This window comes from Streptomyces sp. NPDC046203, from assembly GCF_040646255.1.
Taxonomy (GTDB): domain Bacteria; phylum Actinomycetota; class Actinomycetes; order Streptomycetales; family Streptomycetaceae; genus Streptomyces.
Genome location: NZ_JBEYZX010000001.1, coordinates 86684 through 103200, shown reverse-complemented (window position 1 = coordinate 103200; position 16517 = coordinate 86684). Strand labels below are relative to the sequence as shown.

Sequence of the window (16517 nt, the reverse complement as noted above, 5' to 3'; positions counted from 1 at the left end):
GGGGCCGCCTCGTACTCCATTCGCGGTACGACGGATCGGGTTCCCTGGGACGACGACGTGAACGTCCGGAAGCGGGATCGTGGAGGTATGAGTTCCCTCGCGCTGTCCGTACTCCTCGCGCTGGTCTCCGCGGTCGCCTACGCGGCCGCGGCGATCGTGCAGGAGCGGGTGGCGGCCTCGGCCGCCGTTCCCCGCTACGCGCCGCTGCGCCGCCCGGCCTGGTGGGGCGCGGTCCTGCTCAACGGGGTGGGCGCGGCCCTGCACGTGGCGGCCCTGGCGTTGGGGCCGCTGAGTCTGGTCCAGCCGATGGGCGCGCTGACGATCGTCTTCGCGCTGCCGCTGGCGGCGCTGTTCGTGGGCCGCCGGGCGGGCCGGACGGCCTGGCGGGGCGCGCTGATGGCGACGGTGGGTCTGGCCGGGCTGCTGAGTCTTGCCGGGGGCACGGCGGAGCAGCCGCTGGCGAGCGGCGAGCGGCGGCTCCTCGCCCTCGTCACGTTCGGCGCGGTGGCGGCGCTGTTCACCGTCGCGCATCTGGTGCGGCGCCCCGCGCTGCGCAGCATGGCCCTGGCCGCTGCGGCGGGCGTGGCCTTCGGTATCGCCTCGGTCTTCACGAAGACGGTGGCGATGGACTTCCGCTTCGCCGCGCCGCTCGCCGAGTGGGCGAGTCTGCTGGTGCTGTCCGCGCTGGCGGTGACGGGGCTGCTGCTGTCCCAGGCCGCGTACCGGGGTGCCGGGCTCGCCGCGCCGCTGGCGATGGTGACGGTGGTGAATCCGGTGATCGCGGCGACCGTCGGGCTGACCCTGTTCGGGGAGTCGTTCCGGTACGGGGCGGCCGGCGGGGCCGGGGCGCTGGCCTGCGGCGCGGTGACGGCGGGCGGGCTGGTCCTGCTCACCCTGGAGCGGCTGGGCACCGGGGCGGTGGTCGTGGACACCCAGGACGCACCGGAGGCATCGGACGCACCGGAGACGGCGGAGGGGCCCGGTGGGCGGCCGGTCGGGCGGAGAGACGGGCAGAGGGACGCGGGCGGGCGCGGGGTGCCGGACGCGCGCGAGACGTCGGACCGGCGCGGGAGGTCGGCAGAGCCGGAGTCCCCGGCCCTGCCGGACTCGTCCGGGGGATCAGATGGAGACGCCCCGGGCGCGCAGGTACGCGAGGGGGTCGATGTCCGACCCGTACCCGGGACCCGTACGCATCTCGAAGTGAAGATGCGGTCCCGACACGTTGCCGGTCGCTCCTGAGCGTCCGATCCGCTGGCCGGTGCCGACCCGCTGGCCCTCGCGGACGGCGAGGGCGGACAGGTGCGCGTACTGGCTGTAGCGGCCGTCTCCGTGGCGGATGACGACCTGGTAGCCGTAGGCGCCGCCCCAGCCCGCCGAGACGACCCGGCCCTCGGCCACGGCCCGCACGGAGGTGCCGGTGGGGACGGGGAAGTCGATCCCGGTGTGGTAGCCGCTGGACCAGGACGAGCCCGGGGTGCGGTAGCGGGTGCCGATGTCCGTGTCGGCGACCGGCGAGGTGAAGTGGCGGGTGACCGGCGCGGGCTTGTGGGCGGCGGGCTTCTGGGCCGCCGGCTTGTGGGGCGCGGGCTGGTGGGACGGCTTGGGCGCGGGCTTGGCCGGGGCGTGGGCGACCGGTTTCGAGGCGGGCTTCGTCGCGGGAGTGGCGGGAGCCGGCTTGGGCTTGGTCTGGGGCTTCGGCTTGGCCTCCGGCCGCGAGTGCGGCTTCGTCTGCGGCTTGGCGGGCGCCGCGGGCGCGGTCATCCGCAGGGTGAGCCGCTGGCCGGGCACTATCAGATCGGGGTCGTCGCCGACGACCTCGCGGTTGGCCTCGTACAGCCTCGGCCAGCCGCCCCGGACGGCCTTCTCGCGCGCGATCTGCGACAGGGAGTCGCCGGCTTCGACGGTGTACATCTTCCGGACGGTCGGCACCGTGGTCGGGCTCGCGGGCGCGGCGGCGGGCGTGGCGGTATGCGTCCGGGTGCGCTGCGCGGGCAGTGCCGCCTTCGCCGCCAGCGGCCGGGTGCGCTCGGTCTGCGTGCCGGCGCCGCCCGTGGATCCGGGCTCGGCGTCGCCCCGCTGGAGTCCCGCGCGCGGCCCGCAGGCGGGCCAGGCGCCGGGTCCCTGGCTCTCCAGGGCGCGCTCGGCGACGGCGATCTGCTGGTCCTTGGAGGCGAGGTCGGCGCGGGGCGCGAAACGCGTTCCGCCGTACCGCTCCCAGGTGGACTGGCTGAACTGGAGTCCGCCGAAGTAGCCGTTGCCGGTGTTGATCTGCCAGTGGGAGGTGGACTCGCAGGCGGCGAGCTTCTCCCAGACGTCCAGCGAGGCGGCCTGCGCCGTGCCGGCTCCGATCAGCGGCAGGGCCATGCCGGCGCCGCCGGCGGTGACGGTGAGCGAGGCACGGTTGATCCGGCTCGGCTGCTGACGGCGGTGCTTCCCGCGTGTCCCGCGTACGGCCATGAGCCCCCCTTGAACGCGTCGGCAGTCGCCCACGGTAGGGGCAGGCAACCGTACGTGACAAGGGGTTCCGACCGGATCCCCGCCCCTTCCGCCACATTCGGGCCGGACGGCCCTCCGTCACCGTCCGGCGGGACCCGGCTGGGGCTGCGGCTCGGGTTCGGGCACCGGCATGGGGCCGGGGGGCGACGGAACCGGGTTGGGCGGCGGCATGGGCGGGGGTCCCGGGGGCGGTGCGGGCGAGGGCATCGGGTCGGGGATGGGGGGCTGGGTCATGGCGTCCTCCGGAAGTACGGGTAGGGGGTAGGGGGTTCAGGGTTCGGGAGCATGGAGCGGGACCGCTCCAGCCTCTCCCGATCCGGCTGCCCGCGCTCGCCCAGGCCATGCCTTCGGGCGACATCCCGGATCCCGGCGCGGCGCCGGAGGCCGCCCCGCCACTCCTGCGCCGTCCGGTGAGCGACCCGGCGGCCCGACGGCCCGACGACTCTGCGCCCCTGCGACCCGGACGGCGATGGAAGGTCTCGACGGGCGGCGCCGGGCTCGTCGTGGTGCCACCCGGCCGCCGGCCTGCCGCCACAACCCCCGGACGGGCACACGATCCGGGACCCTTCCGCCTCAAGTCCCCCTTTCCGTAACGCGGTCGGGACGCGGTCCGGCAGTGTTACGTTCTACGGGACTGTAGAAGCAAGCGGCTTGCCAAGGGCCGTGAAGGGGAAGGGATCAGGGGATGGAGATCTCCGGAATCATCAGCGCGATCGTGATCGGCATCGTCATCGGAACGCTCGGACGGCTGGTCCTGCCGGGCCGGCAGCGGATCGGTGTGCTGTGGACCATCGTCGTCGGCATCGTGGCCGCGTTCGTCGGCACGGCCGTCGCGAAGGTCCTGGGCGTCGCCGACACCCGGGGCATCGACTGGATCGAGTGGATCATCCAGATCGCCCTCGCCGCGGTGGGCGTGACCGCCCTGGAGCGCGCCAAGGCCCGTGACTGACCGCTGGATTGACTGCGGGGCCCCGCCCCGCGAAGTGAAAGAATGATCACGCAATCGGGCCGGCCCCTCGGGGCGCCCCGCGCCGTGCGCGGCACGGTGAACGACAGGCACAGGGGGAGACATCGGTGACGCGCGGAAGACTGCGGACCCGTTTCCGGTATTGGTTCGACGGCACCATGGACCGGGGCACACCCGCTCTGATCACCTGGCTGGCCCTGGCCTCGCTGGTGCTGATAGCTCTCGCCTCCACCCTGGTGGTCCTGTTCACGAACACCGACGCCGAGGAGAACGGCGGTTGGTACGGCGTGGCGTGGATGAGCCTGCTGCGCACGCTCGACCCCGGCACCATGGGCGGGGACACCGGCGGGCCGGTGTTCCTCGGTCTCATGCTGGCCGTGACCATCGGCGGCATCTTCATCGTCAGCGCCCTCATCGGTGTGCTGACGACCGGCCTCAACGAGAAGATCCAGGAACTGCGCAAGGGACGCTCGCGGTTGATCGAGCGAGGGCACACGGTCGTCCTCGGCTGGTCGGACCAGATCTTCACCGTGCTCGCCGAACTCGTCGAGGCCAATCAGAGTGAACGGCGCTCGTGCGTGGTGATCCTCGCGGACCGCGACAAGGTCTCGATGGAGGACGCGATCCGGGCCCGGATCCCCGACACGGGCAAGACCCGGGTGATCTGCCGCTCTGGCAATCCCCTGGTGCGCCAGGACCTGGAATTGGTCAGCCCCGACACGGCGAAGTCCATGATGGTCCTGCCGTCCACCGGCCACGACCGGGACGTCGCGGTCATCAAGGTGCTGCTGTTGCTTAACAGCCGTACCTGGCAAGGGACTCGGCCCCATATCGTGGCCGCCGTCCACGACTCGGAGAACCTCGCCGCGGCCCGGCTCGCCGCGGGCGAAGGCGCGCTGGTCATCGACGCCGAGGACATCGCCGTACGCCTCATCGCCCAGGCGCACCGGCAGACCGGACTGTCCGAGGTCTTCAACGAACTCCTCAGCTTCGTCGGCAACGAGTTCTACCTCCGCGAGGAGCCGCGCCTGGTGGGCTCGACGTACGGCGAGGCGCTGCACGCGTACGAGGCCGGGATGACGTCCGGGCTGCAGCGGCGCGACGGAGCGATCCTGCTCAATCCCCCCATGGACACCGAGATCCGCGCAGGCGACCGGATCCTCGTGCTCGCGGAGGACGATCTGCTGATCCGGCCGGCCGCCCGCCGTCCCGCGATCGTCGAGGACGCGATCACCTCGGCGCCCGCCCAACCGCCCGCCCTCGACCGCACCCTGCTCATCGGGGAGAACTCCCGTACGGCGAAACTGGTTTCGCTGCTCGACAGCTTCGTCCAGCCCGGCTCCACCCTGGACATCGCGGCCCCGCAGCGCCCGGAGGCCGCCCTGCGGCGGCCCGTCACCAATCTGTCCCTGAGCTACAAGGCGTGTGTCCCGACCCGGCGTTCCTCGCTGGAGGCCCTGGATCTGGGGGAATACGAACACATCGTGGTCCTCTCGGACGACTCCGTCGCCCCCGGCCCGGCCGACGACCGGACCCTTGTCACCCTGCTCCATCTGCGGGACATCGAGGGCGCGCTGAACAGCCCGTACTCGATCGTCACGGAGATGAACGACGACGCCAACCGCGAGGTGGCGCAGGTGACCAAGGCCGACGACTTCATCGTCAGCACCAAGGTGATCAGTCTCATCCTGACCCAACTCACCGAGAACCACGCCCTGATCGACGTGTTCTCCGACCTCTTCGACCCGGAGGGCTCGGAGATCTACCTCAAGCCGGCGTGCAACTACCTGGACCCTGGCGCGGAGGCCACCTTCGCCACGGTCGTCGAGGCGGCCCGGCGCACCGGCGAGACCGCTCTCGGCTACCGGCTGGCCCGCCACAGCGACGAAGCGCCCCGGTTCGGCGTCTTCCTCAACCCGCCGAAGAACGCGCCGCTCATCCTCGGCCCAGAGGACTCCGTCATCGTCCTCGCCGAGCAGTAGGACGCTTCCTTCGCGCCTTCGCCGGTGCCGACATCAGCACCGGCACCGGCACCGGCACCGGACCAGCGGGGCGCGGAGCATGCTGCCCCCGCTCCCCGCTCCCCCGTTCCCTGGTGTCTCCGGTGTCTCCGGTGCGTCCAGTGCCCGGCGCCTCGCGAGGCGTCCCCCGCGCGGTGCCGGCACCACCCACCGGCTCAGCTCAGCTCAGCCGGGTGGCGGCGTAGACCTCGATCGCGTCGTGCTGGTACGCGGCCAGCCCCGGCGCGATCGCCTCGTACGCGGCGTGCCAGGTGTCGTTGTCGACACACGCGCGCCCGATGGCCCGGTACTCCTCGGCGGAGACGGCCCGCAGCCCGGCCAGCGCCCGGTACTGGGCGTCGATCTCGGCCTGGACCGGCTCCGCGCCGGCCGGGTGGCCCTCGGCCATGAGTTCGGCCAGCCGGATCATCTGCGCGGTGCGCGCACGGTGCGCGGCATCGGCGTCGGCCTGGCTCATCCCGGCGGCGCGCCGCCCGAGCTCCTCGGCGAGCCCGGGGAACTCGCGCATGTTCTCCTCGTACTGCGAGGGCTCGACGCCCTCGAACAGGTTCTCCGGTCGGTTGATGGTCATGGGTCGTCCGTCCTTCCTGGACTGTTCCAGTGCGGCGATCGCGCGGAAGACGGATCCGGCGAGGGTGTCGAGCCGGTCCCGTTCGGCGAGCAGCCGTCTGCGGTGGCTCCGCAGCGCCGCCACCTCGTCGACCTGCTCGGTCAGGATCCGGCCGATCTCCGGCAGCCCGACTCCCAGCGCCCGCAGCACGAGGATCTGCTGTAGCCGAACAATCTGCCGCTCCTCGTAGTAGCGGTGCCCGCCGGCACCGATACGGCTCGGAGTCAGCAGACCGGTCTCGTCGTAGTGACGCAGGGTCCGGGCGGTCACGCCCGACATCCGCGCCACCTCGGAAATGGGCCATTCCATCGCCACCACTCCCGTGTGTCCGTATCGCCAGGCCGGTCTTTCCGGCCTGGTCACGACGGTAGAAGCTGCCGCAGCGGCAACTACAACCCCGAGCCGCCCGCGCTTCGGAGACGGTCCGGGCGACGGGTGCCGACCGCCCGGCGGGCGGGCCGGAACCACCGTGACATGATCCCCTCGGCCGGGCGCGCGGGGTGTCCGCCACGAACGAAGGACCAAGGCTTGTGACCGAGGACGAGTGGCTCGACCGCCATGGTCTGCACCCGGCCGGTGCGGATCTCGACGAGGTGCGCCGGCTGCTCGTGGAACGGACCCGGCTGGAGGAAGAGGAGCAGGGGGACGGCGACACCCGGCTGGTGAAGCTGTGCTGCGTCCAGCTCTTCCACGCCGGGATGCTCGACGACGTCCCGCTCATCTGGGAGGCCAAGACCGCGAGTATGGACGCCGGTTGCTCGATCGACGTCCAGCTGCTGTGCGGCGGCGGACTGGAGGCGACCAAGCGGTACTTGCGGTCCCGGTGCGCGCCCGGGGCCGGCACGCCCGGGGCCGAGGCGTCAACGGACGAAGTGTCCGCGGGCAGTGCGTCCGCGGCCGATGCCGAGCACGCGCTGGAGCGGCTGCTCGACTGCGAACGGGCCGGAGACTTCCAGGACTTCACCGTCGAGGGACGCTCCGCCTGGTACACCGCCTCCTACGCCTCGTGACCGGCGCGCCCCGGTGCCCGGTGCGCCCGCGCTTGACCCTCACGTGACGTCAGGCACCAGGCTCGGGGACGTGGGAGAGCATCTGACCGTGGGGCGCGTGGCCGGACTGGCCGGGGTCAGCGTCCGCACGCTGCACCACTACGACGAGATCGGCCTGGTCCGGCCGTCGGCGCGGACCCCGGCCGGTTACCGGGTCTACGCGGCGGGCGACGTGGAGCGGCTGCGGGAGGTGCTCGCCTACCGGCGGCTGGGCTTCGGGCTGCGCGAGATCGCGGATCTCGTCGACGACCCGGCCACCGACGCGGTCGCGCACCTGCACCGGCTGCGCGGTCTGCTGCTGGAGCAGCGCGACCGGGCAGCCGCCATGGTGACGGCCATCGACACCGAACTGGAGGCACGGGCCATGGGGATCAGGACGACCTCGGAGGACCAACTGAAGGCGTTCGGGGCGCGGTTGTACGAGACCATCGGGTCGGCGTACCCGGCGACCCGGCGTACCGAGCCACGGATCGCCGCCCAGGTCCAAGCCGCGCTCGGGGACGCGCGGACCGTCCTGAACGTCGGGGCCGGCACCGGTTCCTACGAGCCCCCGGACCGCGAGGTGACCTCGGTCGAGCCGTCGGCCGTCATGCGGGCCCTGCGTCCGGCGGACGCGGCACCGTGCGTGGCCGCCGAGGCGGAGAGCCTTCCGTTCGCGGACGGGTCCTTCGACGCCGCGATGGCCTTCAGCACCGTCCATCACTGGCACGACCCGATCGCCGGGCTGCGCGAGATGCGGCGGGTGGCCCGCCGTGTGGTGGTGTTCACGCACGACTCCAGCGACGTGGGCTGGCGCCGGCGGTTCTGGCTCAGCCGCGACTACCTGCCCGAGGTCGCCGGGCTCGTCGTCGGCCGCCCCTCGATCAACGAGCTGGCCGACGCGATCGGCGCCCGCATCGAGCCGGTCCTCATCCCCTGGGACTGCGCCGACGGCTTCTTCGAAGCCTATTGGCGCAGGCCCGAGGCATACCTGGAGGAGCACGTCCGCCGCGCGGTGTCGGTCTGGACCAGGGTCAGCCCGGAGGCGGAGCGGCGGGCGGTGGACCGGCTCCGCGACGATCTCGCCTCGGGCCGGTGGGCCGAACGCAACCGCGATCTGGCCGGTCTCGACGCGGCGGAGCTGGGCCTCCGGCTGCTGGTGGTCTGAGCCGTCGTACCGGAGGGTCGCAGAGAAGGCGCGCCGAGGAGGAGCTTCGAGGAGGAGCTTCGCGGAAGGTCGCACCGTGGCCGCCCCGCGCGCTACGCGACCGGCGCGAAGGGGAAGTCCGCCGACGCGCGCGCCTCGCCGTCCGCCGTGACGGTCAGCAAGGCGTACCCGGGCAGCGCGGCGATCCACCGATGGGCCTCGCGCTCCCCCAGTACCACCGCCGCCGTCGCGTACACATCGGCCCACAGCAGTTCCGGCCCCGTCACCGTCACCGCGAGCAGTCCGGCGGCCGGGGCCCCGGTGCGCGGGTCGGTGATGTGGGCGCCGCGTTCCGTCGTCCCCGAGGTGGCGACCGCGTGGTCCCGCCCCGCCACGACCGCGAGGAGCCGCCCGGGCCTGCGGGGGTCGGCGATCCCGGTGCGCCAGACGCCCCCGGGGCCGGGCGCGCCGCCGACTCGCACGTCCCCGCCCGCGTTCACACAGGTGTCGCCGGCACCCGCCGCGCGCAGCACCCGCCAGGCCCGTTCGGCGGCCCACCCCTTGACCAGGCCACAGGGATCGACCGGACCGGCCGCCCAGGCGTCGAAGGCGCCCCGGGTGCGGCTGTGCGCCAGCTCGCACAGTTCCAGCACCCGCCGTACCCGCGCCGGGGCGTCCGCCCGGCCCAGCTCGCCGCGCCGCATCCGGCTCGTCGCGCTGTCCGGAAGGAACGGGGAGAACTCCCGGTCGGCCTCGTGCAGCAACGCCACCGCCCGGTCCAGGGCCGCCCGCAGCGCGGGCGTCGGCCGGTGCCGCAGCGTGAAGGACACGACGGTGCCCATCACCGGCTCGGCGTGCCGCCACGGCGCACCGGTGACGGGGTCCGCCGCGACGCCGGCCATGGGCCTGGACCGGCCGTCAGCCATGGGTCCGAGTCCGGGTCCGGGTCCGGGCCTGGTCCAGCGCGCTCTGCAGGGACCGCGTGTAGCCCTCGCTGGTGTACGTGGCCCCCGACACCGCGTCGATGCTCGCGCTCTGCGCGGCCAGCGTCTCGCTGGTGAGCACCGGTACCGCGTACCCGGCCGTCTCCCGGTCGCGTTCGTTCGCGAAGGGCGTCCTGACCGCGGTGGCCTCGGTGATCCGCCCGCCGCTGACGGTGATCCGTACCTGCACCGGTCCGTACCGGGTCTCCACGCTCTCCCCGGTGTACGTGCCGGAGGCCGGGGTGCCGGACCCGGACCCGGAGCCGGATCCGATGACGGGTCGTACGGCCGGCTGGTGCGGTTTGAGGGCGAGCAGAGTGCAGACCCCGGCCGCGGTCACGGCGGCGGAGAGCAGCGTACGGCGCATCGAGGGCCCTTCCTGGGACGTCCGGCGACGAGCGGACCGAAAGCGAAGACGGGGGCGGGAACGGAAACGGGAGCGGAAGCGGAAGCGGGAAAGCAACCGGGAGCGGGACCCCTGGTCCGGGCACGCGGACGCGGACGCCTACGCGGACCGGAGCCGAGTCGGGCTCAGGGTCGGGCTCGGGGTCAGAAGGCGAAGGACTCGTGGTGGATCCGGCGGGCGGGCACGCCCGCCGCGCGCAGGGCCGCCTCGGCCGCCGCCGTCCAGCCGGGCGGGCCGCACAGAAAGCAGACCCGGCGCGCGAGGTCGGGCACCAGCTCGTGCAGGGTGCGGGCGTCCAGCGGCAGCCGGTGGCCTTCCGGCCGGGTCACCGAGTAGTACGCGCGGGCACCGCGCCATGCCGCGATGGCGTCGATCTCGTGCCGCAGCACCAGGTCCTCCGGCCGCCGGGCCCAGTGGACGAGCACCGGATCGCCCGGAAGCGTCTCGAACAGCGTCCGCAGCGGGGTGATGCCCACCCCGGCCGCCAGCAGCAGCGCGGGCCGGCCCGCCGCCCGGTCGCCGGTGAGGGCCCCGTACGGCCCCTCGGCCCACACCCGGGTGCCGGGGCGCAGCGCGGCGAGCGCCGCGCTGTGGCCGCCCACCGCCTTCACCGTGATCCGCAGGCCCCGCCCGTCGGGGACGGCGGAGACGGAGTACGGCGACGCCGTCCACCACAGTCCCGGGGCCAGGAACCGCCAGCGGAAGAACTGGCCGGGGCGGACGGCGAGTTCCGCCAGGCGTTCGCCGGTGACCAGGACCGACACCACGCCCGGCGCCTCCGGCCGGACCTCCGCGACCCGCGGCCGGTGCCGCCGGTACAGGCGCAACGGTACGAGGAGCCGGAACCAGACGATCAGCGCGGCGGCCGACCCGTACAGCGCGTACCAGGCCGCCTCCGCCGCCGGCCGGCCGAGGTCGGCGCCGTTCCCGATCTGGTGCCCGAAGCCGAGGAAGACCGCGGCGTAGGTGAGCAGATGCAGGTGGTACCAGGTCTCGTGGCTCAGCCGGCGCCGGGCCGCGCGTGCCGAGACCACCGCCGTGAGGAGCAGGAACAGCAGCGCGGCGGTCGCCGCGAGCATGTCGGGATAGTGCAGGACCACCCGCGCGGTCTCGGTGAACGGGTCCGTCCGCACGGTCAGCGCGTACCCCTCGATGATCAGCACCACATGGGCGAGCATCAGTCCGACGGTGTAGCGGCCCGCGGCGGCGTGCCAGCGGGCCAGCCGGTCGGTGCCCAGCGTGCGGTCGAGCAGCGGCACCCGGGCCATCAGGATCACCAGCACCGCGCAGGCGTACCCGGCGAGCAGACCGGTGATCCGGCCCGCGCCGGTGAACCAGCCGACCGGTCCCACCACCGAAGGGGTGTCGGCCCACCACAAGGCGAGCACCGCCGCCGCCCCGGTCCAGATCAGCGTCTGGAACGCGACCGTCACGGCCGGTGCCGCGTCGGCGCCCGGGCCGGTACGGTGCCGGCCGGACCGGCGCCCGGTCGGGGCGACTTCCGTGATCACGTCCACTCCCTCGCGGTGTCGTCGGGTGTCGTCGGGTGTCGTCGTGTGCCGCCCGGTGTCGAACACCGGGGGGCTCCCCCACTGTGGGGCGCGAACCTCTGAGGATCTTCTGAAGGGTTCGACGAGGGGGTCTGATCCGGCACAGAGGCCTCCGGAGGGGGCTTCCGAGGGCGGGCGCGGAGGTTCCGGTCCGGGGCCCGTCCGGCGCCGCGCGGGCAGGAGGCTCCGGCCGGCTCCGGCCGCGCGTGTCGATCGTGTCGATTCAGAGGAGACTCAGAGGCACCGTGCCGCTCACGCGCCCGGCGCCATCGGGCATGCTGGGAGCACCATGAACCACCCGCCGATACGCACCGAGGTCCCGCTCCGCCCCGACGGCACCCGGCCCCGTGTGCTGGTCGTCGACGACGAGCCGGACCTCCGCGAAGTCCTGGCCGCCGCTCTGCTCGCCGAGGGCTGGGAGGTGCGCACCGCCGGCACGGCCGCCGAGGCCGCCTCGGCCGGGGCGGACTTCGGGCCCGACGCCGTGGTCCTCGACTGGATGCTCCCCGACCACGACGGCCCGTACGTGCTGGCCGGACTGCGGGCGGCCCGGCCGGGGGTGTGCGTGCTGTTCCTGACCGCGCGGGACGCCGTCGAGGACCGGATCGCCGGGATCACGGCGGGCGCCGACGACTACGTCACCAAGCCGTTCAGCCTCGAAGAGGTGCTGGCCCGGCTGCGCGGGCTGCTCCGCCGGGCCGGGCTCGCCGGTACGGGCACCGGGACCGCCACGGGCGCCGACGAGGCCCAGGGGAGCGGGCCGCGGCTGGCGATCGCCGACCTCGTCATGGACGAGGAAGGCCGCGAGGTCACCCGGGGCGGCCGGCCCGTCGAGCTGACCCGTACCGAGTTCGAGCTGCTGCGCTTCCTTCTGCTCAACCAGCGCCGGGTGCTGTCCAAGGGACAGATCCTGGAACACGTCTGGCAGTACGACTTCGGAGGACGCGCCCACGTCGTCGAGCTGTACGTCAGCTATCTGCGCAAGAAGATCGACGCCGGCCGCTCCCCGCTCATCCACACCGTGCGCGGGGTCGGCTACGTGCTGCGCCCCGAACGGCGATGACGCCCGCGCCGCCGGCACCAGCGGGTCGGCCGTCCCGGCTCCGGGACCGATTCCGGTTCCGGTCCTGGTTCCGGTTCCGGCTCCGGTCCCGTCCTCCGCTCCGGTCCTGGTTCCGGTTCCGGCCGCCGCGCTCGCTGCGCGCCCGGCTCACCGCCGGTCTCGTCGTCCTCCTCGCCCTGGCCTGCGGTGTGGTCGGCCTGGTCACGGCGGTCGCCCTGCGGAGCTTCCTGATCAGCCGGCTCGACCAGCAGGTCGTGGCGGGCGGCGGGCGGTTCGCGGTCAGCCTCGAACACGAGCACCGGCCCGATGCCGACAACGCGAACACCCTCGGTGACACCCGGGGCCAGGCCGACGGGACCTTCGGCGCCCGGGTGCTGGGCGATCGGGTCGACCGGGCCGCCGTGGTACGCGGTGCGAGCGACGTCACGGTGCCGCTGGCCGCCGCCGACACGCGGGCGCTCACCGCCCTGCCCCCGGACGCCCGGCCCCGCACCCTGCGCCTCGGCCACCTCGGCGCGTACCGGGTGGCCGCGTGGAACGGCGACGACGGTGACGTCCTGCTGTCGGGGCTGCCGCTGCACCCCGTCGAGGAGACGGTGGACCGGCTCGTGGCGGTGGAGACGGCCGTGTTCGCGATCGTCCTCACGGCCGCCGGAGTGACGGCCGCCGCGTGGACCCGTCTCTCGCTGCGTCCTCTCGAACGCCTGGCCGCCACCGCCGACGAGGTGACCCGGCTGCCGCTGGCAGCGGGACAGGTCGCCATGCCGGCGCCACTGCCCGAGACCCGGACGGGGACCGAGACGGGCCGGCTGACCGGGGCGTTCAACCGGATGCTCGGCCATGTCGGCGACGCCCTGGACCGCCGCCATGTGGTCGAGGAGCGGCTGCGCACCTTCGCCGCCGACGCGGGGCACGAGCTGCGGACCCCCGTGGCCACCGTGCGCGCCCGGGCCGAACTCGTCCTGCGCGGCCACGGCGACACCCTGCCCGACGACGTCCGGCACTCGCTGGAACGCATCGAGGCCGAGTCGCGCCGGATGAGCCTGCTGGTGGACGAACTGCTCCTGCTCGCCCGGCTGGACGCGGGCCGCGGCCTGCGGCGGGACGACGTGGACCTGACCCGGGTGGTCCTCGACACAGTGGCGGACGCCATGGCCCGGCACCCCGGGCACCAGTGGGAACTCGAACTCCCCGAGGAACCCGTCCATGTCGCCGGCGACGAGGACCGTCTCCACCAGGTACTCGCCAACCTGCTCGCGAACGCCGGTCTGCACACGCCGGCGGGGACCCGGGTCACCGTCGCCCTCGGTGCCGGTGCCGGTGCCGGTGCCGAGGGCGGTGCCGGTGCCGAGGGCGGCTCGGAGGACGGTACGGAGGCCGGTACGGCGGGTGTCGTCCTGACCGTGACCGACGACGGCCCGGGCATCCCGGCCGAGTTGCTGCCCGGGGTCTTCCGCCGGTTCACCCGGGGTGACTCCCCGCGCTCGCGCGCGAGCGGCTCGACCGGCCTCGGCCTCGCGCTCGTGGACGCGGTGGTCCGCGCCCACGGCGGACGGGCGACGGTCACCAGCCTGCCGGGCCGTACAAGCTTCACCCTCCGGCTGCCCTCGCCGGACGCGGCCCGGGTGCCGGCTTCGGTACCCCCGCACGTCTGAGAGTTCCCCGTACAACTGCGGGAGACGGCCCCCACGTCCGGACGGCCGACGGCACGGGACCGGTCGGATGACGTAGGGGCTCGAGGTCCGGTCCTGGCTCCGGGGTCCGGTGCCGGGGTCCGGTCCCTTCCGGTCCCTTCGGCCGGCATGAGACCGTCCGACCATGCCGAAGACAACGAGTGGGTTCGACGCGGCCCTGGCCGAGGCTTCGTCTCCTTCCTGGGAGCGCCGGGCGCACGCCGGGCGTACCCTCGCCGCCTTCGCCGATGTCCCCGAGGCCGCCGACGCGCTGGTGCGGCTCCTGCTGGACGCCGAGGACACGGCCGTGACCCGCGAGACGGCCAGAGCCCTGGCCGGGACGGGGACCAAGGCCGCCGTCGGGCTCGTCGCCCTCGCGTTCGCCGAGGCCGACGACGACCAGGCGGACTGGCTCGCGACCGGGGTGCACGACGCGCTCGTGGACGGCGGGCCCGAGGTCGCGGCGGTCTGCGGACGGCTCGTCGAGGACCGGGAGGAAGCCGTCCGGCGGGACGCCTGAGAGATCCCTGCTCGGAGGGGGCACCAGGTATCGCCCCGCGTCGGATCACCTGCGGATACGCGCTGTGGCCACGGCCGGCCAGGTTGCGCATCGGGCGCTGATCAGGCCGCTGCGGCCGGGCGGGGCGGCCGGGCCTCGACGGCTGCCGCACCGCCGAGGTGTGCGATGCCCTCGTCCAGGGCGGCTTCCAGGTGGTCCATGACACCCGTCGTCAGGAAGATCATCACTCCGCCCTGGACTCCGGCCAGCAGAGCCGCCGCCGCGCGATCGGCGTCCAGTTCGGGCCTGATCTCGCCGATGTCCTGCATAGAGCGGATGCCCGCGGCCAGTTGGGACTGCCACTGGCCGATCAGCTCACCCGCCACCGTCTGCGCGGCGTCCGTGGTCGCCCGCAACTGTGACAGCGCCACGTGCAGCGGGCAGTCCCCGCCCTGCGCGCGGTAGCGGGCGACGACCTTGTCCCGCCACTCCCACCAGGCGGTCCAGGAGACGAGCGAGCCCAGTTCCGGCTGCTGGTCGTCGATCACCCGGGCCGCCTCGTACCGAGCCACCTCCAGCAGCAACTCGTCCTTTCCACCGGGGAAGTAGTGGAACAGCTGGCTCTTGCTGGTCGATGTGCGGCCCATGACGTCCTCGAGCCGCAGGCTGAACACCCCCTGGCTGCGGATCTCCAGGGCAGCTCCTTCGACGATGCGCCTCTTGGTCTCGACGCCCTTCCGGGTCAACTGCACGGCACTTCCTCCCTGGAGGGCGCCCTCACCGCCGGTCGGCGGACGGCGGGGCCGTCGCGATCGGCGTACGCGGGCGTCCGGTGACGAGCGTGGAATCAAGGAACGGGTGGAGCCGCTCGGCGGTTCCCCAGCCGGTCTCGGAGGGCCGGGGGCCGGGGGCCGGGAGGGGTCGAGGGGGCCGACCGCCGCCCGCCGACCGCCGGCCGCCGAGGGCCCGGGGCCGGCCGCCGAGGGCCGCGAGCGCCGTCAGGGAAGGAGCAGCAGCTTCCCGGTGGTCCTGCGCGACTCGATGTCCCGGTGCGCCCGCGCCGCGTCCGCCAGGGGGTAGCGACCCCCGATCCGTACGGTCAGCTTCCCGTCGAGGAGCATGTCGAACACCTCTCCGGTGTGGCGGACCAACGCCTCACGGGTCGGTACATGGTGCTGGACCACGGGGTAGGTGAGCAGGATGCTCTGGGGCAGGTCGGTGGGCCTGATCTCCGGCACACCCATGAAGGGGCCGTAGTAGGCGTGCACCCCATGCGTGCGCAGCGACAGTTGCGAGGAACGAAAGGTCGCGCTGCCACCGCCGTCGTAGACGACGTGCGCGCCCTGGCCGCCGGTCAGTTCCCGTACCTCGTCCTCGAACCCGCCGCCCGACCGGACCAGGACGTGATCGACTCCCGCCTCCTTGGCGATGGCGGCCTTCTCCTCGCGGGAGACCAGGCCGATCACCGTACCGCCGCGCGCCTTGATCATCTGGGTGAGCAGCAGGCCCACCCCGCCGGCCGCCGCGTGCACCACGGCCGTGTCGCCGGGGCGGACGGCGTACGAAGCGGTGGTGAAGTGATGGGCGGTGAGGCCCTGGAGCATCACGGCCGCCGCGGTCTCGTCCGCGATGCCGTCGGGCACCTTCACCAGGGAGTCCACGGGGACGGCGAGGAGTTCCGCGTAGCTTCCCGGGTGGTAGTACCAGGCGACCCGGTCTCCGACCGCGAGGCTGTCGACCCCCTCCCCGAGGGCGACGACGTACCCCATTCCCTCGGCTCCCAGGACCAGCGGGGCGACCCAGCCGGGGGTGCCCTGCTCGCGGGCTCCCGTGTCCATGAAGTTCACGCCCGCCGCCCCGAGCCGGACCAGCGCCTCACCGGGGCCGGCCACCGGGTCGGGCAGCTCGGTCCACCGCATCACCTCGGGACCGCCGTGCTCTTCGATGCGGATCGCGTGCATGATTCGTACCTCTCTCTGTGCGGAGAAACATGGGTCCGAGCGCTCTGACGAGGACTGTAGGCAGCGGCGATTGGACCCGCGAGTCCAAAGAGCGGGGCGGTCGTCCGCGTGCG

At 73.7% G+C, this 16517-nt stretch carries 15 protein-coding genes; 8 read left to right on the top strand and 7 right to left on the bottom strand.

Annotated features, from left to right (window positions below; all coding sequences use genetic code 11):
• Positions 1–87: 87 nt before the first annotated feature.
• Positions 88–1239: a DMT family transporter gene (locus tag ABZ990_RS00420; RefSeq protein ID WP_361222901.1), complete on the top strand. Its 1152-nt coding sequence runs from the start codon at positions 88–90 to the stop codon at positions 1237–1239.
• On the opposite strand, the gene ABZ990_RS00415 is transcribed toward ABZ990_RS00420, so the two are convergent.
• Positions 1120–2457, bottom strand: coding sequence for a transglycosylase family protein (locus ABZ990_RS00415; protein WP_361222898.1), 1338 nt, complete (start codon positions 2455–2457; stop codon positions 1120–1122). The two genes, ABZ990_RS00420 and ABZ990_RS00415, sit on opposite strands and share 120 nt — an antisense overlap.
• 724 nt (positions 2458–3181) lie before the next feature.
• Between ABZ990_RS00415 and ABZ990_RS00410 the strand changes: the two genes are divergently transcribed.
• Both ABZ990_RS00410 and ABZ990_RS00405 read left to right on the top strand, forming a co-directional pair.
• Positions 3182–3445, top strand: coding sequence for a GlsB/YeaQ/YmgE family stress response membrane protein (locus ABZ990_RS00410; RefSeq protein ID WP_361222896.1), 264 nt, complete (start codon positions 3182–3184; stop codon positions 3443–3445).
• A 125-nt stretch (positions 3446–3570) separates the two neighbouring features.
• Entirely contained in the window at positions 3571–5445 is a 1875-nt protein-coding gene (locus tag ABZ990_RS00405; protein WP_361222893.1) for a potassium transporter TrkA, read from the top strand.
• A 199-nt stretch (positions 5446–5644) separates the two neighbouring features.
• On the opposite strand, the gene ABZ990_RS00400 is transcribed toward ABZ990_RS00405, so the two are convergent.
• On the bottom strand, positions 5645–6403 hold the full coding sequence (locus ABZ990_RS00400) for a MerR family transcriptional regulator (protein WP_361222890.1): 759 nt from the start codon (positions 6401–6403) through the stop codon (positions 5645–5647).
• A gap of 221 nt (positions 6404–6624) precedes the next feature.
• Between ABZ990_RS00400 and ABZ990_RS00395 the strand changes: the two genes are divergently transcribed.
• The gene (locus tag ABZ990_RS00395; RefSeq protein ID WP_361222887.1) at positions 6625–7104 is read left to right on the top strand and encodes a hypothetical protein; all 480 of its coding nucleotides are present in this window, start codon (positions 6625–6627) and stop codon (positions 7102–7104) included.
• A gap of 97 nt (positions 7105–7201) precedes the next feature.
• Complete coding sequence (locus ABZ990_RS00390) at positions 7202–8290, top strand: MerR family transcriptional regulator (protein WP_361223663.1); 1089 nt, start codon at positions 7202–7204, stop codon at positions 8288–8290.
• A 92-nt stretch (positions 8291–8382) separates the two neighbouring features.
• Here ABZ990_RS00390 and ABZ990_RS00385 read toward each other — a convergent pair whose 3' ends face one another.
• The 3 genes from ABZ990_RS00385 to ABZ990_RS00375 all read right to left on the bottom strand — a co-directional run bounded on the left by ABZ990_RS00385 (position 8383) and on the right by ABZ990_RS00375 (position 11169).
• Positions 8383–9195, bottom strand: a complete 813-nt coding sequence (locus tag ABZ990_RS00385; protein WP_361222884.1) for an FAD:protein FMN transferase — start codon at positions 9193–9195, stop codon at positions 8383–8385.
• On the bottom strand, positions 9188–9619 hold the full coding sequence (locus ABZ990_RS00380; protein WP_361222881.1) for an FMN-binding protein: 432 nt from the start codon (positions 9617–9619) through the stop codon (positions 9188–9190). The genes ABZ990_RS00385 and ABZ990_RS00380 overlap by 8 nt, the downstream gene beginning before the upstream one ends.
• A gap of 182 nt (positions 9620–9801) precedes the next feature.
• Positions 9802–11169, bottom strand: a complete 1368-nt coding sequence (locus tag ABZ990_RS00375; RefSeq protein ID WP_361222878.1) for a ferredoxin reductase family protein — start codon at positions 11167–11169, stop codon at positions 9802–9804.
• 328 nt (positions 11170–11497) lie between these two features.
• Here ABZ990_RS00375 and ABZ990_RS00370 point away from each other — a divergent pair, with 328 nt between their 5' ends.
• From ABZ990_RS00370 to ABZ990_RS00360, 3 genes are all read left to right on the top strand, one after another.
• Entirely contained in the window at positions 11498–12271 is a 774-nt protein-coding gene (locus tag ABZ990_RS00370) for a response regulator transcription factor (protein WP_361222876.1), read from the top strand.
• Positions 12268–13926, top strand: a complete 1659-nt coding sequence (locus ABZ990_RS00365) for a HAMP domain-containing sensor histidine kinase (RefSeq protein ID WP_361222873.1) — start codon at positions 12268–12270, stop codon at positions 13924–13926. Before ABZ990_RS00370 ends, ABZ990_RS00365 begins: the two co-directional genes overlap by 4 nt.
• Positions 13927–14089: 163 nt before the next feature.
• The gene (locus ABZ990_RS00360; protein WP_361222869.1) at positions 14090–14464 is read left to right on the top strand and encodes a HEAT repeat domain-containing protein; all 375 of its coding nucleotides are present in this window, start codon (positions 14090–14092) and stop codon (positions 14462–14464) included.
• A gap of 101 nt (positions 14465–14565) precedes the next feature.
• On the opposite strand, the gene ABZ990_RS00355 is transcribed toward ABZ990_RS00360, so the two are convergent.
• Both ABZ990_RS00355 and ABZ990_RS00350 read right to left on the bottom strand, forming a co-directional pair.
• Entirely contained in the window at positions 14566–15195 is a 630-nt protein-coding gene (locus ABZ990_RS00355; protein WP_361222866.1) for a TetR/AcrR family transcriptional regulator, read from the bottom strand.
• 246 nt (positions 15196–15441) lie between these two features.
• Positions 15442–16404 carry a quinone oxidoreductase gene (locus ABZ990_RS00350; protein WP_361222863.1) on the bottom strand — a complete coding sequence of 321 codons (963 nt, stop codon included), beginning with the start codon at positions 16402–16404 and terminating at the stop codon, positions 15442–15444.
• Positions 16405–16517: the final 113 nt, after the last annotated feature.

Excerpts from the sequence above, each read along its gene's own strand:
- ABZ990_RS00365 (WP_361222873.1), top strand. The coding sequence starts at position 12,268 with ATGACGCCCGCGCCGCCGGCACCAGCGGGTCGGCCGTCCCGGCTCCGG.
- ABZ990_RS00410 (WP_361222896.1), top strand. The coding sequence starts at position 3,182 with ATGGAGATCTCCGGAATCATCAGCGCGATCGTGATCGGCATCGTCATC.
- ABZ990_RS00360 (WP_361222869.1), top strand. The coding sequence starts at position 14,090 with ATGCCGAAGACAACGAGTGGGTTCGACGCGGCCCTGGCCGAGGCTTCG.
- ABZ990_RS00400 (WP_361222890.1), bottom strand. The coding sequence starts at position 6,403 with ATGGAATGGCCCATTTCCGAGGTGGCGCGGATGTCGGGCGTGACCGCC.
- ABZ990_RS00350 (WP_361222863.1), bottom strand. The coding sequence starts at position 16,404 with ATGCACGCGATCCGCATCGAAGAGCACGGCGGTCCCGAGGTGATGCGG.
- ABZ990_RS00385 (WP_361222884.1), bottom strand. The coding sequence starts at position 9,195 with ATGGCTGACGGCCGGTCCAGGCCCATGGCCGGCGTCGCGGCGGACCCC.
- ABZ990_RS00380 (WP_361222881.1), bottom strand. The coding sequence starts at position 9,619 with ATGCGCCGTACGCTGCTCTCCGCCGCCGTGACCGCGGCCGGGGTCTGC.
- ABZ990_RS00415 (WP_361222898.1), bottom strand. The coding sequence starts at position 2,457 with ATGGCCGTACGCGGGACACGCGGGAAGCACCGCCGTCAGCAGCCGAGC.
- ABZ990_RS00370 (WP_361222876.1), top strand. The coding sequence starts at position 11,498 with ATGAACCACCCGCCGATACGCACCGAGGTCCCGCTCCGCCCCGACGGC.
- ABZ990_RS00420 (WP_361222901.1), top strand. The coding sequence starts at position 88 with ATGAGTTCCCTCGCGCTGTCCGTACTCCTCGCGCTGGTCTCCGCGGTC.